This window comes from Chryseomicrobium excrementi (assembly GCF_002798305.1).
Taxonomy (GTDB): domain Bacteria; phylum Bacillota; class Bacilli; order Bacillales_A; family Planococcaceae; genus Chryseomicrobium; species Chryseomicrobium excrementi.
On the sequence record NZ_PCGR01000002.1, the window covers coordinates 67,622 to 89,223 of the forward strand.

23 protein-coding genes and 2 riboswitches are annotated in these 21,602 nt (G+C 45.8%); of the genes, 7 read left to right on the top strand and 16 right to left on the bottom strand.

The features are described 5' to 3' along the window. The first annotated feature begins 6 nt into the window (after window positions 1-6). A complete protein-coding gene (locus CQS04_RS04895; RefSeq protein WP_100353067.1) occupies window positions 7-834 on the top strand; it encodes an undecaprenyl-diphosphate phosphatase in 828 nt (275 codons plus the stop codon). A 504-nt stretch (window positions 835-1,338) separates the two neighbouring features. Here the strand turns inward: CQS04_RS04895 and CQS04_RS04905 are convergent. Then, on the bottom strand, window positions 1,339-1,884 hold the full coding sequence (locus CQS04_RS04905) for a ribonuclease FAU-1 family protein (protein ID WP_100353069.1): 546 nt from the start codon (window positions 1,882-1,884) through the stop codon (window positions 1,339-1,341). Window positions 1,885-2,043: 159 nt separating this feature from the next. After that, a riboswitch (cobalamin riboswitch) is annotated at window positions 2,044-2,226 on the top strand. Between the two features lie 131 nt (window positions 2,227-2,357). Between CQS04_RS04905 and CQS04_RS04910 the strand changes: the two genes are divergently transcribed. Further along, the gene (locus CQS04_RS04910; RefSeq protein WP_100353070.1) at window positions 2,358-4,574 is read left to right on the top strand and encodes a ribonucleoside-diphosphate reductase subunit alpha; all 2,217 of its coding nucleotides are present in this window, start codon (window positions 2,358-2,360) and stop codon (window positions 4,572-4,574) included. Between the two features lie 13 nt (window positions 4,575-4,587). Further along, the gene (locus CQS04_RS04915; protein WP_100353071.1) at window positions 4,588-5,625 is read left to right on the top strand and encodes a ribonucleotide-diphosphate reductase subunit beta; all 1,038 of its coding nucleotides are present in this window, start codon (window positions 4,588-4,590) and stop codon (window positions 5,623-5,625) included. Between the two features lie 45 nt (window positions 5,626-5,670). Here CQS04_RS04915 and CQS04_RS04920 read toward each other — a convergent pair whose 3' ends face one another. The 8 genes from CQS04_RS04920 to CQS04_RS04955 form a co-directional block, all read right to left on the bottom strand. Beyond that, complete coding sequence (locus CQS04_RS04920; RefSeq protein ID WP_100353072.1) at window positions 5,671-6,324, bottom strand: hypothetical protein; 654 nt, start codon at window positions 6,322-6,324, stop codon at window positions 5,671-5,673. Between the two features lie 55 nt (window positions 6,325-6,379). Then, complete coding sequence (locus CQS04_RS04925; RefSeq protein WP_100353073.1) at window positions 6,380-7,231, bottom strand: hypothetical protein; 852 nt, start codon at window positions 7,229-7,231, stop codon at window positions 6,380-6,382. A gap of 3 nt (window positions 7,232-7,234) precedes the next feature. Beyond that, window positions 7,235-7,702, bottom strand: coding sequence for an RNA polymerase sigma factor (locus CQS04_RS04930; protein WP_165775459.1), 468 nt, complete (start codon window positions 7,700-7,702; stop codon window positions 7,235-7,237). A gap of 105 nt (window positions 7,703-7,807) precedes the next feature. Beyond that, window positions 7,808-8,710 carry a DMT family transporter gene (locus CQS04_RS04935; protein WP_100353075.1) on the bottom strand — a complete coding sequence of 301 codons (903 nt, stop codon included), beginning with the start codon at window positions 8,708-8,710 and terminating at the stop codon, window positions 7,808-7,810. A gap of 48 nt (window positions 8,711-8,758) precedes the next feature. Next, window positions 8,759-9,466, bottom strand: coding sequence for an energy-coupling factor transporter transmembrane component T family protein (locus tag CQS04_RS04940; RefSeq protein ID WP_100353076.1), 708 nt, complete (start codon window positions 9,464-9,466; stop codon window positions 8,759-8,761). Continuing rightward, entirely contained in the window at window positions 9,429-10,826 is a 1,398-nt protein-coding gene (locus CQS04_RS04945) for an ABC transporter ATP-binding protein (RefSeq protein ID WP_165775460.1), read from the bottom strand. The genes CQS04_RS04940 and CQS04_RS04945 overlap by 38 nt, the downstream gene beginning before the upstream one ends. Further along, a complete protein-coding gene (locus tag CQS04_RS04950) occupies window positions 10,819-11,397 on the bottom strand; it encodes an ECF transporter S component (RefSeq protein WP_100353078.1) in 579 nt (192 codons plus the stop codon). The genes CQS04_RS04945 and CQS04_RS04950 overlap by 8 nt, the downstream gene beginning before the upstream one ends. Beyond that, entirely contained in the window at window positions 11,387-11,980 is a 594-nt protein-coding gene (locus tag CQS04_RS04955) for a YkoF family thiamine/hydroxymethylpyrimidine-binding protein (protein ID WP_100353079.1), read from the bottom strand. The genes CQS04_RS04950 and CQS04_RS04955 overlap by 11 nt, the downstream gene beginning before the upstream one ends. An 84-nt stretch (window positions 11,981-12,064) precedes the next feature. Continuing rightward, window positions 12,065-12,170, bottom strand: a riboswitch (TPP riboswitch). 129 nt (window positions 12,171-12,299) lie between these two features. Here CQS04_RS04955 and CQS04_RS04960 point away from each other — a divergent pair. Further along, window positions 12,300-13,316: a phosphotransferase enzyme family protein gene (locus CQS04_RS04960; protein ID WP_100353080.1), complete on the top strand. Its 1,017-nt coding sequence runs from the start codon at window positions 12,300-12,302 to the stop codon at window positions 13,314-13,316. 50 nt (window positions 13,317-13,366) lie between these two features. Continuing rightward, window positions 13,367-14,422, top strand: a complete 1,056-nt coding sequence (locus tag CQS04_RS04965; RefSeq protein WP_100353081.1) for a bifunctional glycosyltransferase family 2/GtrA family protein — start codon at window positions 13,367-13,369, stop codon at window positions 14,420-14,422. 36 nt (window positions 14,423-14,458) lie between these two features. Here the strand turns inward: CQS04_RS04965 and CQS04_RS04970 are convergent, their stop codons facing one another. The 4 genes from CQS04_RS04970 to CQS04_RS04985 all read right to left on the bottom strand — a co-directional run bounded on the left by CQS04_RS04970 (window position 14,459) and on the right by CQS04_RS04985 (window position 17,187). Next, window positions 14,459-14,797 carry a hypothetical protein gene (locus tag CQS04_RS04970; RefSeq protein ID WP_100353082.1) on the bottom strand — a complete coding sequence of 113 codons (339 nt, stop codon included), beginning with the start codon at window positions 14,795-14,797 and terminating at the stop codon, window positions 14,459-14,461. Between the two features lie 9 nt (window positions 14,798-14,806). Then, complete coding sequence (gene rpsN / locus CQS04_RS04975; RefSeq protein ID WP_100353083.1) at window positions 14,807-15,076, bottom strand: 30S ribosomal protein S14; 270 nt, start codon at window positions 15,074-15,076, stop codon at window positions 14,807-14,809. Between the two features lie 133 nt (window positions 15,077-15,209). Continuing rightward, entirely contained in the window at window positions 15,210-16,502 is a 1,293-nt protein-coding gene (locus CQS04_RS04980; RefSeq protein ID WP_100353084.1) for an ABC transporter permease, read from the bottom strand. After that, complete coding sequence (locus CQS04_RS04985; RefSeq protein ID WP_100353085.1) at window positions 16,492-17,187, bottom strand: ABC transporter ATP-binding protein; 696 nt, start codon at window positions 17,185-17,187, stop codon at window positions 16,492-16,494. Before CQS04_RS04985 ends, CQS04_RS04980 begins: the two co-directional genes overlap by 11 nt. A gap of 97 nt (window positions 17,188-17,284) precedes the next feature. On the opposite strand from CQS04_RS04985, the gene CQS04_RS04990 reads away from it, so the two are divergent. Further along, a complete protein-coding gene (locus CQS04_RS04990; protein WP_100353086.1) occupies window positions 17,285-17,986 on the top strand; it encodes a GNAT family N-acetyltransferase in 702 nt (233 codons plus the stop codon). Window positions 17,987-18,022: 36 nt separating this feature from the next. Here the strand turns inward: CQS04_RS04990 and CQS04_RS04995 are convergent, their stop codons facing one another. Then, window positions 18,023-19,522 carry an FAD-binding domain-containing protein gene (locus CQS04_RS04995; protein ID WP_100353087.1) on the bottom strand — a complete coding sequence of 500 codons (1,500 nt, stop codon included), beginning with the start codon at window positions 19,520-19,522 and terminating at the stop codon, window positions 18,023-18,025. Window positions 19,523-19,629: 107 nt separating this feature from the next. Between CQS04_RS04995 and CQS04_RS05000 the strand changes: the two genes are divergently transcribed. Beyond that, the gene (locus CQS04_RS05000; RefSeq protein ID WP_100353088.1) at window positions 19,630-20,925 is read left to right on the top strand and encodes a DASH family cryptochrome; all 1,296 of its coding nucleotides are present in this window, start codon (window positions 19,630-19,632) and stop codon (window positions 20,923-20,925) included. A gap of 21 nt (window positions 20,926-20,946) precedes the next feature. Here the strand turns inward: CQS04_RS05000 and CQS04_RS05005 are convergent, their stop codons facing one another. Next, entirely contained in the window at window positions 20,947-21,240 is a 294-nt protein-coding gene (locus CQS04_RS05005) for a hypothetical protein (RefSeq protein WP_100353089.1), read from the bottom strand. Continuing rightward, window positions 21,221-21,523: a hypothetical protein gene (locus CQS04_RS05010; protein WP_165775461.1), complete on the bottom strand. Its 303-nt coding sequence runs from the start codon at window positions 21,521-21,523 to the stop codon at window positions 21,221-21,223. Before CQS04_RS05010 ends, CQS04_RS05005 begins: the two co-directional genes overlap by 20 nt. Window positions 21,524-21,602: the final 79 nt, after the last annotated feature.

The window sequence follows — 21,602 nt, forward strand, 5'->3', positions numbered from 1 at the left end:
GATCTCATGGAAATTATTGAATTGTTAAAAGCACTGTTACTTGGATTTGTAGAGGGGATGACGGAGTTTGCACCGGTCTCCTCCACTGGACACATGATCATCGTGGATGATTTATGGCTGCAGACGAAAGACTTTTTAGGGCAAGGGTCAGCGAACACGTTTAAGGTCGTGATTCAACTTGGCTCGATTTTAGCGGTCGTCTTCATTTTTTGGAAACGTCTACTGAGTTTAGTAGGGTTACATAAGATGGAGGGACAAGCTCCGGGTCACCGTTTCAATGTGGGGCATGTATTGATCGGTATTTTACCAGCAGGAGTTTTAGGGTTGTTGTTTGAAGATGTAATTGATTCGTATTTGTTCACTATTGAATGGGTTATTGTCAGTTTGTTCGTCGGAGCGATTTTCATGATTGTCGCGGACAAGTTTGGACCGAAAAACCCAAGCATCACAACGCTTGATGACATGACGTATGGCAAAGCGTTAAAAGTCGGCTTGATCCAATGTCTGTCATTATGGCCTGGATTCTCTCGCTCGGGTGCGACGATTTCCGGTGGGGTATTATTAGGACTTGATCATAAGACGGCTGCTGACTTTACGTTTATCATGGCAGTGCCGATCATGTTTGGTGCGAGTGCCGTATCGTTGATTTCGAACTTTGAAGAGATTAATATGAGCCATTTAGGCTTTTATGTAGTAGGTTTTGTTAGTGCTTTCGTGTTCGCTTTGATTTCTATCAAGTTCTTCTTGAAACTCATCGCGCGCGTCAAGCTTACACCGTTTGCGATTTATCGTATGGTTCTTGCAGCGGTTCTAGCATTCATCGTATTTTTATAAGAACTAGTTGGCCCGCTCCCTTTTGGGGAGCGGGTTTTTTGTTTGGGTGTGTGGAGTATTTGGTTTCCATAAAATCACTAGGGTCGTTATACGAGAGGGGTCGGGCGTTAAAGGAAAGGCCGGGGGCGTTAAAGGGAGTGAGTAGGTCGCTAAAAGATCGAGTTCGGGCGTTAAATTTATTCTAAAGAATCTCTATGAAGAAATTAACATGATATTCTGGAACTGACATTTCAAATGTTAGTGAATGATTTACAGTCAAAAGTGGGTAAAGTTTGATTTCTGCCGGAAAGGGGTGAACTATGATTTTTAAGGGGATCTATATCGCTATATTTCTATTAATATGGTTCTGGATATTTAGGAACTATAAATTACTAACTAAAGAACGAATATCTGAAGAAGAAACAAACTATTTAGTGAACAGGCTAAAGTTAGGAATTTTTCTTTTTGTACTACAATTTATCGTGGGCGTACTTAGCATGATTTTTACCTGAATCGGTTTAGGCCTTAATCCTTTGAGATGGATAAGAGGAGCTGGCGATGTTGCTGTGCCAGGCGAAGTAAAGAAAATGTATTTTCAGCCAATGCCTCGCGAATAAGGCTTACTTCTTTCCAGGCTAGTCGATAGTCATTCTCTGAAATTGTTCCATTCGCCAAGGCTTCTTCTAATTCATCCTCGTCCTGTAGCAGTACTTCTCCAGTAGGAAAAACGATAACATCTAAATAAAGATCATCCCACCAGGGACCGTTTTCATCGACTCCATTTTGTAAGCAGATATCTATATAGGTCTGAATAACATGCCCTGACTCATCGAACATGGTGGTTACAGCGTGATTTTTATCGAGTGGGAAATGCTGCAGCCATGAATACCCATTGTCAGCAATTCGAATATTTTGATGTGGATAGTTCACATCTAAAGGATGTGTTACCTCATGCATCTCAAGGAAGCTTATGACGCCTTCAAACTCTCTATTTTGCATGTTCATTTCTCGATAGTTTCGTGTTAATATTCGCTTCCAATCACTACGATTTCCATATCTTCGAATTGTCATCTGATCATCTCCTTTTTCCAACTCCTGTAATTGTAGCAAAACATCAAGTCGTACGGAATAGTGTCAATATCTTTGTGAAACTGAACTAATTTCCCAAATGTCAAGACTTCCTTTCTCACAAAACTTATGGTTTAATAAAACACAAGTACACAACATTTAGTGATTTAGCGAGTTACAGGTACCATATCTATGGTTTAATAGGGAATCCAGTGAGAAGCTGGAGCTGTCCCCGCAACTGTAAGTGCGGACGACTGCCAACACAAGCCACTGCGTGAGAACGTGGGAAGGCAAGGCAGAAGGAAGATGCACGAGCCAGTAGACCTGCCTGTTCTCGCACGAGCTTCACCTTCTTCGGGGATTGAGAAGGGAACGCGAGAGGCCGGATCGGCATGCGCGTTTTTTCGTCGTTTACAAGCGGCGGTTCCCGAAAAAAGGGGGCCGTCGCTTTTTTGTGTCAAAAAGGAGGAATCCCGATGACGACTCATACACTCTTTCGTAGTGAAGAACGACTGAAGCAGCAATTTACGGCTGCGCAACTAGACGAATTCTGGCGCGTTTCAAAGCGTTGGAAGATCCGTCACCCAGAAGGCGCGGAGGACGCCTGGCAACAAGCGATGATTTTAGAAGCACTGAACCTTCTCGATGAGACCCATCCGTACTACACGTTTGTGGCTGCAACGCTTTATGAAGAACAACTCTATCACCAAGTAGCTGCAAAACGAGGAGTAGCTGTAGAGGACGTGCACAAAGCTTTCGCCCGTGAAGCCAACCGTCTCGCAGCGAAGGGTTTGTATCAAGCAGAGGTTATCACAAGCTATAGCCAGCAAGAACTGACTGAGATGAGCCAGTGGCTGGACCGCTCACGTAACGAACTGTTCACGTACATCGGCTTAAAGACGCTCGTGGATCGCTACGTGACACGTGACTTTAACCGGGATATCGTGGAACTGCCACAAGAGCGCTGGTTGATGATTGCGATGACACTACATCGTCATGAGAAAGCCGACCGTCTGCCTAAAGTGAAAGAGGCATACTGGGCACTAAGCAATCTCTATATGACTGTTGCTACACCAACACTCGCAAACGCGGGCAAGCCGAACGGACAACTCTCCAGCTGTTTTATCGATACAGTAGATGATAGCCTGCAAGGCATCTATGACAGCAACACCGACGTCGCGACTCTGTCTAAGTATGGTGGAGGTATAGGTGTCTACATGGGGAAGGTCCGCAGTCGTGGTTCGAGTATTCGCGGATTTAAAAATGCGTCGAGTGGAGTCGTCCCGTGGATCAAGCAACTCAACAACACGGCTGTCAGCGTTGATCAACTTGGTCAGCGTCAAGGGGCCATTGCGGTTTACTTAGATGCGTGGCACAAAGACATCTTGGCATTCCTTGATTTACGTCTAAACAATGGGGATGAGCGACTTCGCGCGCACGATATCTTCACAGGCATTTGCCTTCCGGATCTGTTCATGGAAAAAGTGGAAGCTCGAGAAGACTGGTATCTATTTGATCCACATGAAGTTCGCACTGTGATGGGATTTGCTTTAGAAGACTCGTACGACGAGCAGGAAGGGCGAGGGACGTTTCGAACACAGTATCAAGCGTGCGTCGATCATCCTGAACTCTCAAAAGAAGTGATTCCGGCCATAGACATCATGAAACGCATTATGAAGAGTCAACTCGAGACCGGAGTACCGTTCCATTTCTACCGTGATGAAGTGAATCGTCAAAACCCGAACTCCCATGAAGGTATGATCTATTCAAGCAATCTGTGTACAGAAATTATGCAGAATATGTCCGCCACGACGTTCGAATCCACAACGATAGAAGACGACGTTATCGTGACGAAACGCAAACCAGGAGACTTTGTCGTTTGTAACTTGTCCTCAATTCATTTAGCGAGAGCTGTCGAAGACAATGTCCTCGAAAGGTTGATTCCGGTACAAGTGCGTATGCTTGATAATGTCATCGAGCTAAATGACTTACCGATTCCTCAAGCGAAACGCACCAACTTGCGCTACCGCGGCATCGGTCTTGGTACATTCGGCTGGCATCACTTGCTTGCAAAGAAAGGTATCCGTTGGGAGTCAAAAGAAGCTGTAGAGCTTGCAGACGAATTGTATGAAGACATTGCCTATCTGACGATTAAAGCATCAGCAGATCTTGCTGCTGAACGTGGTAGCTATCCGTTATTCGAAGGGTCTGATTGGCATACAGGTAGCTACTTTACAAAGCGTGGCTATTCAGGAACTCGCTGGAGACAGCTGAAGCAGCAAGTAGCAGAATCAGGTATTCGCAACGGCTACTTGATGGCTGTGGCGCCGAACTCATCGACTGCAATCATCGCAGGAACGACAGCGAGCATCGATCCGATCTTCCAGAAACGCTATTCCGAAGAGAAGAAAGATTATAAGATTCCTGTCACCGCACCAGAACTGAACGAAGACACGACGTGGTATTACAAGTCGGCGTACTACATCGATCAACACTGGACGCTTCGTCAAAATGCGGCACGACAAAAGCATATCGACCAGAGTGTATCTCTAAACTTCTACGTGCAAAACACGATTCAAGCGAAAGAGCTCCTAGCGCTTCACTTAGATGCCTGGAAGCAAAAAATGAAATCTACGTATTATGTACGGTCCACTTCGATAGAACTCATCGACTGTGATTCGTGCTCAAGCTGAGGAGGAACCTGCAATGAAATTGAAACACCGTGTATTACTAGATGAACAGGCACCCAACCGCTCAACAGGAATCGTCAACGGCGAGTCCTCGAACATCTTAAACTGGGACGACGTCCGGTTCCGCTGGGCGTATCCGAAGTATAAGAAGATGCTGGGGAACTTTTGGACGCCGTTTGAAATCAATATGAGTCAAGATATTCGGCAGTTCCCGGAGCTGTCGAAAGACGAAAGAGAATCCTTTCTGAAAATCATTGGATTACTTGCCCTACTCGACAGCGTTCAGACCGATTTTGCAGGGAAGGTTGCGGATTATCTGACGGACTCTAGTTTGTCTGCGTTGATGATCATCCTCGCACAGCAAGAGGTCATTCACAACCATTCGTATTCGTATGTGCTGTCGAGTCTCGTCAGCGAGTCTGAGCAGAAGCGTGTGTTTGATTACTGGAGAACGGAAGAGAGTTTGAAAGCCCGAAATCGTTTCGTCGTGTCCGGTTATCAGTCGTTTGCAGAACAGCCGACAGTGGAAGGATTACTCGATGCAGTCATTTACGACGTCATTTTAGAAGGACTGTTCTTCTACTCCGGATTCGCTTATTTCTACCACCTGGCGCGTCATCAGAAGATGGTTGCGACCAGTACGATGATCAACTACATCAACCGAGACGAGCAGCTGCACGTCGACTTGTTCGTAAAGATCTATCAAACGCTACTCGAAGAACATCCACATCTAGACACTCCGGAACAACGTGCGAAAGTGACAGCAACGTTCCGAGAAGCAGCAGAGCTCGAGATTGACTGGGCCTATGAAGTCATTGGTACGAAGATTGATGGTTTAGAAGTAGACGATGTCGAAGAGTACATTCGCTTTATGGCAAATGTGCGATGCAATCAATTGGGTGCGGACAAGCCGTATCCAGCGGTTCGTCAAAATCCGATTCGATGGATCAAAGCGTATGAAGAAGTTGACCAAGGGAAAACGGATTTCTTTGAGCAGAAATCCCGTCAGTACGTAAAAGTGAATGTTGTCGATAACGGGTTCGACGACCTGTAAAAAAAGGCCCCTCACAGTTCCATTACTGGACGAGGGGCCTTTCACTTATTGAACATCTCGCGTGTCTTCCATCTCAAACGTTGTTGCCATTGCTTCGATGCGAGCGCCAATTGTGCTTTCCATCGCTTTTGGATAGCGAGCTGTGACTACAAATACCGTATCTTGAGCGGGATTGATAGAAATATAGACATTCAAAATCTCGCCATCAGAAGTTCCTTTCAAATGGAGACCATCTACAGGGTCTGAAATGGAGCTAGGTCCGTTCACAGAAAAGTCCTCACGGTACTGCTCTGCGCGAGTCCGAGCGACTTCTTCGGGAGTTTGATCCGGAATGCCTTCGATCGTTAGCGTAGCGAGTCGACTTTCTTTGGAGGTGATTGTTTGGCTCAAGCCTTCTTCATAAGTAAAGTGTACCTCGTCTATATAAATAACAAATGTATTCGTTTCATCTGAATATCTCTTAAGTTCTACCATTTCTTCAGAACCATCGATTTCAATGGCAAGCTTCTTAGTTTCAGGATGCTCCGTGACATCAGGAGTGGTCACCACTTCTTGCTCATCAGCAGGTTTGGATTCATCTATTTCTTGTTCATCAACCAACTCACCTGGTTTATTCGGGAGGTAGTCAGAGGATAAGAAAAAAATCAGAACAATCATGAGAGCTGTCAATACGAGTGCATAAAGCATCGATTTGCGCATTACTAAACCTCTCCCTTCCTTAGTCCTTTTATTCCCGATTCTCCCGTGCTCACACCTAGTCTAGTACAGTAAATGTCTTCAGCATAGAATGGAATCGCGCACCATGCCCTTCTTGTGCTTCTAGAAATACAGTTTGTGTAATGACAATTGTCGATTCTTCATGTTGTTTATCCAAAATGTAGACGGTTCTTACTTCACTCGACGGGGCGTCTCCTTCTCGAACGTGCAGTTTATAGCCGACTACTGGTTCCGTCACGGGCTCTGCTTCAATCGTTGCTCCAGGAAATCGTTGTTCAAGTTGAGCCGCTTGCTCTGAAGCCACTTCTGTTGGCTTCTTATCAGGAATCATTTCTACTTGAAAACCAACCTCAGGATAGTCACCACCGATTTGATCCCGAGCCTTAACGGAAGTCGTCGTTTCATCAAATGCGATTTCGTAACGTTCGTCATCTGCATAAAACACGTAGCCAAAGTTTCCAGGAACCACTCGTACCATCTGAATTTGCTCTGTCATCCCCTCGATTTCCAGAGGTACTTCTTGTTCTTCCGGATAAGAGTCATTTAGTTTAGTGAGTTCTTGTTCAGTATACCCGGGTTCTCCCTCAGTCAGTTCTTCCTCTTCAGAAGCATTTGAGGAAGGGGGAGTAGGTGACGGTTCTGGGGTTGTCACTTCAGGTGTTTCTACCGCTTGCTCTGTGTCATTCCCATTCATCGTTAAAAATAGGGTAGCTCCTATCAACAGTGCAATCAGAGCAGCCCCTGCAAGAGTAAATCGTTTCATGACTTGCTTCCTCCTTTTTCGGCGTTGTTCCTTTACGATTTCTTGATCCAGAGAGCGCCAGACTTCGTCTAAGTCTTGCTGATGTTCGGTTTTAAACTGTTTCAATTCCTGTTCCCACTTTTCCATAAGTCATCCCTCCCCGTATGCTTCGCGCATCAAGGCCCGCGCCTTAGTGAGTCTCGATTTTAAAGTATTGAGGTTCAAAGACAGCGCCTCCGCAATTTCGCGTTCTTTCCAGTTCTCCATATATTTCAGAAGGAGGGGAACACGATATTCCTCAGGCAAAGTGGCCACGGCATCTAAAATGTCGACTCGTATTTCTCCAGAAGGAACGAGCGTCTCCAAATGATGCGTTTCCATAGGAACTTGAGCCTTCTCTTTTTTGAGTAATCGGTGACATTCATTAATTAAGATGCGATACAACCATGGCCGAATCGGGCGTGACGAATCCCACTGATCTGAAAATCGATAGACGCGAAGAAATGTCTCTTGAAGCGCATCCTTTGCTAATTCACGGCGTCCCGTGATGGCAAGCGCCATGCGATACAAATCGGGGGCAAAGTCTGTATACAGTTGTTGGAATTGTGACCGGTCCATACAAGCCCTCCTTGTTGTTACACCTATAGTACCTCGTTGCATCTAAAAAAGTTGACGAGATTTGAAAAAATCTCAAAAAAGAACCGCCCAAAGTAGGCGGTCGATTTACGAACGGTTCACACTATAGATTCCAAAGGCGACAAAAACGAGGGCCACTAGGATGGGCCATGTAAACGGTTCTCCTGGTAAAAGCAGGACAGACAATCCCACGCCACTGACAGGTACGAAAAACTTGTAAATGCCGACATGGCTCGCTTTATGATACTGAAGAATCGCAAACCACAGAGCAAAAGCGATTGCAGATAGAGCTACCATGTATATAAGTAAACCAATTGCAAGTGGTGTCCAGGTTAGCGAACCTGTATCTGCAAAAGGGAAGGAGGTGATTAAGAGTAAAATCGCACCTAACGTCAATTGCCAGCCGGACAAGGTGAACGGATGAATCCCTTTTCCCATCTCTTTCGCCATAATGGTTCCGATAGCACTCGTGAGGGCAGACAGCAACAAGAACCCTTCGCCTAAGAATTGAAAGCTGCCGTCAAAGGACTGCCCCCAGTTCGCGAAGAAGATTCCGGTAAATCCTGCTGCAAGGCCTACCCACTTTTGCCAACCGAGTCGGTCATTGGCATAGATAAAGTGAGCAAGCAGAATCGTGAAAAACGTATTGCTTGAGATGATAATGGAGGACTGCACACCAGACGTGTTCGATACTCCAACATAAAAGAACAAATACTGGAGCGTCGTTTGAACGATTCCGAAAATCAATAAGATCCCATACTGGCGACGAGTGAGTTGTAACGCGCTCCGCTTGATGAGGAGCAGACCTATCAGGACAACAAGTCCTGCGAAGAGAAAGCGAAGTCCCGCAAGCCACATTTGTTCAGCGATTCCCGTGCTGGGAATGCCAAGCTCGCTGTAAGACAGTTTTAGGGCAGGGAACGCGCTCCCCCATAAAAGGGCACAAAAGATCGCAATGACGACCATGACCCATTTCTTTTGTAGATTCATATGTATCCGACCTTTCCTAGTTGCATTGTAGCAACCTGGAACGCGGAATCAAAGAAAAGCGCCCACAACGAGACATAGCGAAAAGATTAGCGTTAAAAGGGCAGCGAAATAGAAATCAAATCGATGCCATGTGACCTCATGAAAATACGTACGTTCCCGGCTCCCTGTGAACCCACGAGCTTCCATCGCGAACGCCGTTTTCTCTGCCTTGCGCACAGCACCTGCGAGAAGGGGGATCGCCACTGTTGGCAACGACCTTAGACGACTCCAAGTCGTCTGATTGTGTTGAGGACGACGAAGCTGCTGAACTTGTCGAATCTGAATGAACTCTTCTTTAAGCACAGGCAAGAACTGATAGCCGACAAGTAAACTGTAGGCAAGTTTAGGTGATAACTTTAACTGCTGCATCAAACTCATGATGAATGTCATCGGAGATGTCGTCAACACAAACAACAACGATAAAGACGAGAAAGCAAAGACTCGAAAACTAAGAGATAAGGCGGTATCCAAACGGTCTTCAGCCGTACCAAACACATACGTCGTCCAAAAATATCCAACGGCACCAAGAGCGAACGGTAGCATAAGCATTAGCCAGCGCTTCCAATCAATTCGAGAAAACAGGACCTGTACGACTAGCACCGCACCGAACATCAAAAGAGGAGTCCAAGGATCAAAATAGAACGCGAGCGCAAAGATGAATACAAACGTCACAAGCATTTTAATAGAAGGATTCAACCGGTGCAGCCATGTTGACATCTATACTACCTCCTTCTGATGCCACTAAACGGTATTTTTCAAGAAGTGCCGGATTGGAGAAGACACTTCTTGGGACGAATGGTCCACTCATGTCACCATCTCGTATAAGGAGTAACGCGTCTGCAATGCGAGAGGCAAAGTTCATGTCGTGGGTCACTACTAACAGGGCAGCTCCATCTGTCACTACTTGAAAGAGCGCATCTTCTAACTCCTCTAGTGCATAAGCGTCTTGACCTGCTGTCGGTTCATCAAGTAGCAACACGGAACGCGCATCATTTAACATTGCAGCAAGAGCCGTTCGACGTTTCTGACCCTGACTCACGGCAAATGGGTTGGATGCTGCGACTGCACCAAGTAGAAGTTTATCAATATACGTTTCTGTACGTATTCCTCCGCCGAGTGCCACTTCTTGTCTAACAGAAGAGGTCATAAACAAAAACTCGGGCGACTGGGGGACGTAACCAATTGACTGGGTATACACCTCGCGTTCTGCGGAAGGGATGAGACCTGCTACAGCTTTAAGCAGTGTAGATTTGCCAGCACCGTTTGGGCCAGCCAGCACGGTGATTGTCCCTGATTCTAGTTGCAATTCCGCAGTATTCAAAATTCCGGGAACATTGACTCTTGCTTTGAATAAGCCGGATCCAACGGGTTTTGAACTAGAGGGAGTTGTTCGTTTGGTTTCAGAAATCGGGACGTGTTCTCCGAGTTCTATCACGTGGTCAAAAAAATCGCGCCAAAGTTCTGCTTGGTGGTCAATGACAAGGACCGTCCATTCATGACGCTGCTGGAGCGCCGAAAACCACTGTACGTATTCTCGTGCAGTCATCGGATCCAGATGAGCAAGGGGTTCATCGAGCAAAACAATCTTCGGCTTCATAATGAGTGCACAAGCCGTTGCTACACGTTGCTTTTCACCGCCGGATAACGTTTGAATCACGCGATGACGAAATGCAGTAAGACCCGTCTCTTCCAAAGTGCGAGTAATCTGTTCTTCCATCTGGCCACGTGGAACGGACTGGTTCTCTAAAGTGAATGCAAGCTCTTCTTCAACTGTCGGCATACAGAACTGGCTGTCCGGATCTTGAAAGACCGTGGCGATGACCTGGCTGATCTCACCAGGTCGGTACTGCTCATATGGTTTTCCGAAAAGTATCCGAGTGCCTGTCAGTTCTCCGTCGCAAGCGTCCGGATACAGTCCGTTGAGTAAATAAAACAGGGTAGACTTGCCACACCCACTCGGTCCTTTAACAAGCCATTTGTCACCCACGTGAAGTTTCAAAGAGACGTCTTCTAGGACTGGTGATGGTTCGTCAGGGTAGCGAAACGCCACATCTGAAAATGCAAGTACGTCAGACACGGGCATCACGCTTTTGACGGGCAATCGCGTAGCCGCGAAGAGACCCCGTTGCATACAAGCCGTTTACGAGTAACCCTCCGCCATATCCGGCAATGACGGCTCCACTTAAAATGCGAATGCCGAGCATGAGAAGAACATACCAAGGGGATAGTGCAGAGAAGCCACCTAATAGGTAGCCGTATCCAAAACTAAACACAGAAGCAAGAACACCAGCCAAAATCAACACGGGCAGATCAAAGCGACGGTAACGGGTGACGGCAAAGGCAGCTTCTGCACCAAGTCCTTGGACCAGGCCAGTCAAAATTAAACGAGGGCCCACTGCATTCCCAAGTAACACTTCAATAGCAGCCGCCATGACTTCAGGAATGACAGCGGCACCAGGTTTGCGAATGATAGCCATCGCTACAATTGACACAAGGAACCATACGCCGAAAATCCACTCGTAGGCAATCGGTCCAATCAAACTCGACCAGATGTTTCCGACATGGAGGAACACCAAATAGATGATTCCGAACACGACTGCGAGTAACGACATCAAGACGACTTCTTTCAATTTCCAATTAGCGAGCATCGTTTCCACCTCCGTGAGACGGGCTGTGAATGCTCATATTGATAGTCATGACGACGTGTGGGTGCTCACCAATTTGTGCTTCGCTAAAAGTCTCTTCATAAAAGGCAAACACATCACGAAGAGACCCGTGGATGCCTGTCGCATAATGCATAGACTCATTGTAGACACCGCGCTCTTTAGCACGGTCGATTTCACGGTAGATAGTCTCCATATAGTCGCTCTGATTCAGTGGATATAGAGAGAACTGACTGGACACATAAGGGCCTTCAGGAATTTCGTTCTTCGTAGCTAGGTCGATGCCCATATAGCTGTCACCTGACGTGTCTCCAGGACACCCCACAGAAAAGGTGGCGTTCATCGCGATGTGCTTGCCATGAGAGGCCGCTTTTTCGGTTAGGGCTGCCAGAGCGTTGAAGACATGAGGGCCTTCACCTCGGATGACAGTCGAGACGTCATCGGTATGACGCCAAACAGCCGATAGATCGACTTCTGCTAGTGCGCCTTTGATGATTGAAATGAATTCTGAATCCATCGGATGTAAAGAGAAACGACAGCCGATGATTTTGCTTGTTCCACAGTGCATGGGAACGCCTCCTTAAAGTTTTTGAGAAAAAGAAAAAAGCTACATCCGCGAAAGATGTAGCCACTAATTCCCATAAAAATTCAAGAAAGAGTCACTACACTTCCTCACGCAGGTATTATCCTGATCGAGTCATAAGGGATCGGAGCTCAAGCTCTCATCTCAGCCAATTTGGGCACCCCTAGTGCAGATTCCGGTATGTAGTTCTTTTTCGCCCTCATCATAGCAGACTGAAAATTGTTGCGCAACCCCCCGAAGAAGGAAAGCAGGAGTTTTGCAACTCGAAATAGAAAGTAAACAGGGAGAAAGAGAGGCGTTACAAATGGAACAATGGATCGACAAATTGTTTACAACTGAACGATTACAAAAGGCTGCTGAATTCTTTGGGGCCGACGCAACAGAAGCTATTAAACGAGGAGATTTTGAGAACTACGTCTATGAAGTGAAAAAAGACAAACAACCATACATGCTGCGTTTAACGCATACGTCCCATCGCACCAAAGATCAAGTCATAGCAGAGCTCGAATGGGTCAATGATTTGCATGCAAAGGGACTTCACGTCTCTAAAAACCATCTGAGTAGGAATGGACAACTCGTCGAGGAGATTGAGCTTGAAGAAGGAAGCTTTTTGATTTGTTTATTCGATAAAGCACCTGGCGTTTCTGCATACGAATTGAAAGATTCGTTTACAGATAAACATATCAAGGCTTGGGGAGAACTAACAGCCAAATTCCATAACGCAGCAAGTGATTATATAGTACAACATGGTACTCGTCCTCACTGGGATGAGGACGATTTGATTGATATTGCAAAGTGGATTGATCCTATAAAAGATAAAGCCATTATCGAACTCAACGAAAAAGTCGTCTCAGAGATTCGCAACTTGCCAACGACTTCAGACGTCTATGGCATCATCCATTCCGATATTCATCAAGGGAACTTCTTTATTGACGGAAACGATCTTCATGTTTTCGATTTCGATGACACGATGTTTTTCCACTTCATTCATGATGTAAGTATTCCTCTCTATTACACGGTATGGGCGAGGTATCGAAATGAACCCCTAAGTGTTCGGTCAGAAAAAGCCATGGCATTCTTTGAACCGTTCTTACAGGGCTATACACGAGTGCGACCGCTAGAAAGTGAATGGCTGGAACGTCTGCCACTTTATCTGACTCTTCGAGATTTGACGCTCTATGCAGTATTCCACAAAAAAGTGGACTTTGAAAAAGAGCCGAACTTAGTGCCACTTGTCGAGCAATTAGGAGAGCGTTTACGAGTAAACGAGCCAATTGCTGAAATCGATTTATCAAACATGACACAAATTGTATTGAAATGATTGAAATACGGGTAAAGAAGCAATGCAGCGAAGATGAAAGAAGGTGGCCCATGGAACTTGCAATAATTATTCCCTCATACAAGCCCGATGACAAATGCCGTGCGGTCATCGATGAGCTGATTGCTTCTCAGTTTTCCCGGATCATTGTCGTAGACGACGGAGGAGAAGAAGAATTTGCGCCGTTTTTCGAAGCATTGAAACCCTTCCCTGAAGTAACGGTTTTACACCATGCAAAGAATCAAGGGAAAGGGCGCGCATTGAAGACAGCCTTTCACTACATACTCAACGAAAAATTACCGGTCGATGGAGTCATCACAATAGACGCCGATGGACAGCATCTTCTATCTGACATGCAGAAGATTGCAAAGCACATGGAAGGGTGTCCAGAGTGCGTTGTATTAGGAAGTCGCGACTTCACCAGCAAAGATGTGCCGTTCCGCAGTCGGTTTGGTAATCGGTTTACACGTTTATTATTTCGTTTATCGACAGGGACTGTGTTGAAAGACACGCAAACGGGTCTTAGAGGATTGCCAGTCAAGCACTTGCCTCTGTTTCTCTCGATACCTGGAGAACGATTTGAGTACGAGATGAATATGCTCGGTTGTTTAAAACGAAACCATATTGAAATTGAAGAAGTGGAAATTGAAACGGTGTATTTAGACGAAAACAAGTCGTCCCACTTCCACCCGCTACGAGATTCCTTTCATATTTATAAAATCTTTTTATTGTATGGTCTATCGGGAGCAGCTTCATTTGGACTCGATATTGGACTTTATAGTTTATTTATTTACTTGTGGAAAGAGGACTCTCCTCAGATGTTTATCATCTTTGCTACGATTGCTGCTAGGGTCTTGTCTAGTTTGTTCAACTACTTTGTGAATCGTCACAAAGTATTTGGTCAAGGGTCTAGTAAGTCCTTTGTGCGGTATTATCTATTAGCTGCCTTTATTATGGCAGCCTCTGCGGGATCGGTGCATCTGTTGTATACGGAATGGTTAGGACGCGGGGAAGTAATTCTCAAGGTATTAGTGGACACGATTTTATTTATCTTTGGATTTGTCGTGCAACGAGCTTGGGTGTTTCGAAAAGAAGAGACGGACAAATGAAAACTACTCGCCCTTAATTAAGTGGCGAGTAGTTTTTTATAGTGTCAAAACGAAGGACATCGACGAGGTTGTGGTAGGAGATTGGTGGAGTCGATACCATCCAAGTCGTCTCATCCGGGCACTTACTTTTGACTGTATATGCCGCTCCCAATGATTCACGATTGCCACAATCTCAGGACCACTTCGTGCAAATTCTGCAGCTGCCGCTTCATAAGGTTCACGACTTAACAACAAGACTTGAAATTCCTCTTCTGTTGAAGCTCGATCAGCCAATTGCTCTTCGTATGCAACGACAAATTCATAAATCTCACGGTCTTCCGTGGGGATTTTCTTAATTTCACTTTGAGCGGCCAAATGAAGGGCAATCTCGTTCATCTTGTTCACCTACCAGCTGGCTTTTTTGACGCCAGGAATTTGTCCTTTATGTGCCAACTCACGGAATGCAATACGCGATAGCTTGAACTTTCTCATAATACCACGTGGACGACCTGTCAGTTCACAACGATTTTTCAAACGCGTTGGTGAAGAGTCTCGAGGGAGCTTAGCAAGAGCCGCATAATCCCCTTTTTCTTTTAATTCCTTGCGTAACTCTGCATAGCGAGCCACTAGTTCACGTTGCTTTTTGTCACGTGCTACTTTAGATTTCTTAGCCATCTACAGGATCCTCCTCAAACTTTTTATTAAAACGTAATGATTACGATTTAATAGATGTCATTACTTTACCATGACCTGAACAATGCTGCAACTGGAATTAAAAAAAGCCGTCAGTGGACGGCTTTCTCTACTATTAGAATTCTTTTAAAGCTTGGATGACATCGATACTTGTTGCTTTACGTGCTGGGCGCCATCCGGACAACACAGCGACACCGACGCTAATAACTGCAGCAATCAGCACCAATTGCCACGGAATATACGAGACTGTAATCGTCATGTCTGTCGGTGCTTCTTCATTTATCGAGCCGAACACGATTATAGGTACTACAATATTGACGACAAAGCTTAAAGCATAAGAGACGGCAACAGCGATGACGGTCCCTATGAGCCCGATTAGTGTGCTTTCAAGTAGGAAGAGCCGCTGGATGAGAGAAGGAGGTGCGCCGATAGCTTTCATGATTCCAATCTCTCGAGTTCGCTCTGTCACCGCCATTGTCATTGTGTTGAAGATACCGATGGAAGCGATCAAGACAGCGACAGTTCCTACAATTACTAAACCAATCTGTATAGCTGTAAACAACATGTTCATTTCACCCAACTCTTCGGTGACGGAATAGACATAGAAACCTTGATCCTTTAGTGAGTTTGTTAAATCTTCTACATATTGAAAATCTGTGGCATGTACTGTAATGGAGCGATCAGGTGCTTCGATATCAAAAGCAGCTAGAACTTCCGAACTTTTCGATGTGTCTGCATAAATCTTTTGATCATAGTACCAATCACGGCCTGGCTTTTTAGCAATGCCCGAAATAGTATAGGTTTGTGTGGCGCGAACTTCATTTGTCTCATAGTCCACTACATCTACGGTGATAGTCTGTCCAACCAATTTGTCTCGAATAGCTTGTGCAAGCTCCGTTTCTTTTGCTAAATAGTCGTCAGCTGCCTCGATTTCTTTGTACTGTTCTTCTGTCAAAAAGCTGTTGGCAAACTGATAGCCTACGATAACTTCTTCTGAAGAAGCAGGCATCTTCCCGCTATCTAAAGCTAAGTTGGCAAGTTGTTCAGCAGCTAAGTCTGTGTAGACTAACTCTCCATATCCTTCCTTCTCGCCCAATTTCACAGTGGCGGAACCTGGAACCATGACGCGCTCTACTACCGTCTTAACATGTTCCATCTTGCGGATGGCATCGACTTCTTCTGGAGTGACGCGCTCATCTGCGCCTTCTTTTCCAGCCAGTTCAATTTCTGTGACAATGCGGTTCGAGAGGACCTCGTCTTGAATCGTCTTATGTAACCCAAATCCGACTGAAGCTAAAATAATCAAAAAAGCACAACCCATAGCGGCGGCAAGTATAGTCATAAACACTCGTAGTTTGTTGCGCTTCATATGCTGTGAGATAAACTCGCGTTGGTCTTTAGCTAACATAATGCATTTCCTCCTGGATGGCACCGTCGTGCATGCGGTACTGACGATGCGCAGTACGTGCCACTTCTTCGTCGTGAGTGATGATCACAAATGTGATGCCGTAATGGTGGTTGAGTAGCTGAATCAATTGCAGGATCTCTTGCTCCGTCTCGGAATCTAAACTTCCCGTCGGCTCATCAGCGAGTAGAATAGAAGGACGGCCAATGAGTGCCCGTGCAATACTGACGCGTTGCTGTTGCCCTCCTGAGAGTTCATTTGGATAGTGATCACTAACGTCAGTTAACCCTACTTGCTGGAGTAATTCTTTCACGCGAATCATACGCTGTTGCTTGCCCACACCCTGGAGTTTGAGAGGAAGTTCAATGTTTTCAAATGCCGTGAGACCAGGCATCAATTGAAAGCTTTGAAAGATGAACCCGTAATTTTGTAAGCGGAAATTCGCCTTTTCGGTTTCCGTCTTTCCGACAAGTTCTTCACCGTTTACTTGGATGGAACCAGACTCAGGAGTCATAAAGCCAGCTAATAAGTTGAGTAGCGTTGATTTCCCAGAACCACTTTTACCTAGAATAGCGACTATTTCTCCTTTCGCTACGTCTAAATTCACATTTCGCAGGACTGGGATATCTTTCTCTTGTCCTTTCTTACCGATTTTAAAAGTGTGGTTGAGCTCTGAAATTAAGATCATGGAAGCACGTCCTTTCTGATATAGTTTGAGTATAAGTGGAGAATATTAGGAAATAGCTACGAAGATTCTGAAGAAATTCTTAAGATGGAGGATCGCTATGTTTGAGATCATCACCAAACCAGGGGAATACACGTTAGCGGATCAAAAGAAGCAAATCGGTATAACAAAAGAAGAGGTTGTGCGAGCTCTTGAGAATTTGGTGGCGAATTGGAGGAAGGGAGACACGCCTTACCTTTCGTTACTTATGGATCCTGAGTTTGAGAGACACTTGAACGAGCTCGGATTTCATCACGTCTCTACGATTGTCGAGCATGAACGGGATGTTGAGCAGTTAGAAGAGTTGCCGACCCATGCCTATATAACACTCGGAAACTCTGACTATTCAGATGCCGAGTTCGCAACTATTTATGAAGCATGTCGAAGCGGTTCGGCGAATAAAAACAACCTGTTTACAATTGAACAAATCATGGAGTCGTTGGGACTTGAGCTCGGGGAGGAATGGCGTTCACTTGCCATGTTGTTCTTAGAAGGAGATGAAGTAATAGGGATCGCCATTCCACACATCGAAGCAGGAACGAAAGACGAGGGACGTCTGTTTTACTTTGGAATCATGCCAAAGTGGCGTTCGCGAGGAAAAGCGACTCCCTGTCACGGAGAAGCGTTGCGATTTCTAAAAAAACTGGGGGCAAAACATTATGTAGGAAGCACTGATGTTGCTAATCAGGCCATGATTCGCGTTATGAACAACAATGGTGCTTTAGAAAGAGACCGTAAAGGGATTTATAGGCTTACTAGATAATGAGACTCCCCAAGACAAAGGTCTTAGGGAGTTTGTTTAAATGTCATCCAACTCAAACGTCAGTTGTTCACCTTCTGTGCGTCGTTTATCTGGCGCAGAAGACCGACTGCTCCCAAAAAGCTCTAACAACTCCTCGGCACGGGTGACAGTATCAGGATGTTTCTTGATCGAGTAGAACAACTCACGAGACAATCGGTTCGCGTCATGAATGTTGACGACGGGTTCCGGATAATCGAGTTCTGCAAAATGAGGGGAGAGCCACGGTTCATGTATAAACGTGTTTGAAAGGCCGCGAAGCTCAGGAACGTAGCGTCGGATAAAGCGACCGTTTGGATCTTGCTCTTGCCCCATCTTCACAGGATTGTAAATACGGATTGTGTGAAAGCCTGAGGAACCCGCCTGCATCTGAATTTGGTTGAAATGGATGCCAGGATCGTAATCGATAAAGAGTTGCGCAAGCCCATGTGCGGGACGTCGCCAATCGAAGCGTAATGTATTGCAAACAAAAGACAACACCATCGCACGAGACCGGAAGTGGATCCATCCCGTCTCATGCAGTGCTCGCATTGCGGCATCTACCATCGGAATCCCCGTCCGACCGTAATACCATTTGCGGAACAATGCCTCATCTTCTGTAGTGCGAGCCGAATCAAACGCAGGATTCAAGGTTTGTTCCGCAAGTTCAGGCATAAACTCGAAGCGTTGTATAAAGTGACCTTGCCAGCGAAGCCTAGCTTCGAACATCTCTAAAGCTCGCTTTTCAAATCGGTCTGATAGTTGTTGCTGCTTCAGTCGTGTTGCCTGGACCACCTCACGCATCGACAGATTCCCCCACGCTAGATATGGGGACAAGCGACTGCTTGACACTTGAGATTCCCAAGGCTTCGAAATGTGCACGTGATACTTAGGGAAACGATTTGATAAGAAACTCTCTAGTAACTGCTTACCTTCACGTGTCCCGCCCCTTTGTCCCGCATAGAGTGCTCTTCCCTTCACTTCAAACCTCTCCAGACTTTCAAGGCGTTCTGAAAATGCTTCCGGAAGAGTATCGGACGAGAGGAAATACTGAGGCACGGAAATGAGAGGCTGTTGCATGTAAGCCTCCCAATGATCGGCAAGCCCTGACAGCTTCCTCGCACCTCGCACAATCCCATTCTGTGCAAACTCATCAAAGACAAGTCCGTGTGATGTCATCCACGTGTGAAGACGTTTGTCACGTTCAAAAGTGGCAGGTGTTCCGTGTTCTTGATGAGCCAGGAGACGAAATTCACCGTATGCTTGATATAAATGTTCTAGGACATCCTCCATCTCTCCAACGAAGTACGCCATCTGCCCACCGAGAGAACGAACGATCTGTTCCAACTCCTGTAGACTTTCTAGTACAAAGTGAAAGTGACGGAGGGAGAGGTCGGATTGCTCCCATATGGATGGTTCTGCTACATAAAGCACGAGGACAGGACCCGTTCTGGCGGCTTCAGCTAAAGGTTGGTGATCGTGCACCCGTAAATCTCGTTTTAACCAGACAATCTGTTGCATCGGTTCACCTCTTTCTAAGGTTCGACTAATAAATGACAAGCTAGTGTTTCTATTGTATAATTACTGTATAAAGTTTGTAAAACGTTAACTGAAAGCGAGGGATTGACATGTCAACAACGGTTGTATGGTTTCGCACAGATTTGCGGACGGCAGATCATGAACCCCTGCTGAAAGCCGTGTCTTCAAGACAGCCTGTTCGAGCAGTGTACTGTCATGAACCGCGCTTTCAACAGCAGTCGGAGTTCGGGTTTCCGAAGCAGCGCGAGTTTCGCGCACAGTTTATTCGGGAGAGTTTAGATGATTTAAGAGAACAATTAGACGAAGCAGGTATCCCATTAGATGAGCTGCATGGAGAAGTGGGAGAGAGCTTAGCGAACTACGCAAAAGAGCACGACGTGACGAAACTTTATTACCACGATTTAGAAGGCACAGAAGAGCGAAAGGCAGAACAAGACATCTGGGAGCGTCTTCCGGATCTTGAAATGGAGTCGTTTATCGGAGACCATTTAATTCATCCTGAAGATTTGCCATTTCTATTAGAAGAACTGCCCAAAACATTCACACCTTTCCGAAAAGCAGTAGAAGCGAAGTTATTTGTGCATCCAGCTTATCCACCGATTGCACATTTTACGAGACCGGATTCGCACAGTAAAGAAAATTGGACACAAGAGCCGCCTAGTGGTTTTCGCGGTGGTACAAAGGCGGGGCTTGCTAGGTTACATGATTTCACATTTGGTACACGAGCTATAGATACGTATAAAGAGACAAGAAACGGTCTAGTTGCTTGGAATGATTCCACAAAGCTTTCGCCGTATCTGGCACTAGGCTGTCTTTCTCCACGGATGATTTACTGGCACATTAAACGTTATGAGCGAGAATACAGCGCCAACCAAAGTACGTATTGGGTGGTTTTTGAACTGTTATGGAGAGACTATTTCAAATTAGTCCATCGCGTCCATAAAGAGAAAATCTTTAGTAGTACAGGTCTAAACGGCAGACGCATTTCTACTCGAAGAGACCCGGTAGACTTTGCAAAATGGGCAGAAGGCAAAACAGGAGCACCGCTAGTCGATGCAGCGATGCGAGAACTTAAAGCGACTGGGTTCATGTCGAACCGCTGCAGACAAAATGCAGCAAGCTATCTGGTGCATGATTTGAATCTGGATTGGCGTTTAGGCGCGGCATGGTTTGAATCTTGGCTCATCGATTACGACACGGCCAGCAACTATGGAAACTGGATGTATGTAGCAGGAGTCGGGAATGACCCACGACCTGGACGGAAATTCAATGTCACAAAACAGGGCTTAGACTATGATGGAAAAGGTGAGTACGCTCGCTTATGGATTCCTGAGCTTGCAGATCGCCCCGTGGAAGAAATCTATAGCGGAGGCGTCTACTACTAAACGAAAGAATCCTACTGACCTTTAGCGGACAGTAGGGTTCTTTTTGCTTTTCGTTTTATAGCGAATCCCGTTCCCAATCATCCCGATCGTTGTGAAAAGAGGATATACCGCAAGTACCACTACACCGCTCTCCGGATTCTCCTGCACCATCCCGAGTACGAAGGCAACGGTTGCTAATGATCCATAAAAATGTCCGAAAGCGACACTTGCAGCGAGTTCTCGTCTTTGAGCACGTAAGACCCACCCGGCTAGAAGACCGCCGAACAGCAGAAAGAAAATGAAAATCCACTGTAAACTACTGGTCGATTCCAACATAGTCGTCGCCTCTCTTATCTTCTAACTGAATTTGCTTTTGTTTACTGCGTCCTATTAGTGCCCCGATGATGATGAACAGACAGGTGAAAAAAGGATAAATTACGATAATAGCAATTCCTAAACTTCCATCATCACGTGCTACCCACATGGTCGCAAGTAAAGCGACTAGAACACCTATAAAATGGCCGAAACCTGCATAGGCAAGGCCGAACCACTTCTTCTTCCAAAAAATCCACCCTAAAATGGCTCCTCCAAAAATGAAAAGCACAGATTGGATCATCATGGGTATAAACATTAAAAACTCTTCGAAGCCCGCCATAAATCCACCCCTTCTCTACATACTAACGTATGAGGCTATGACA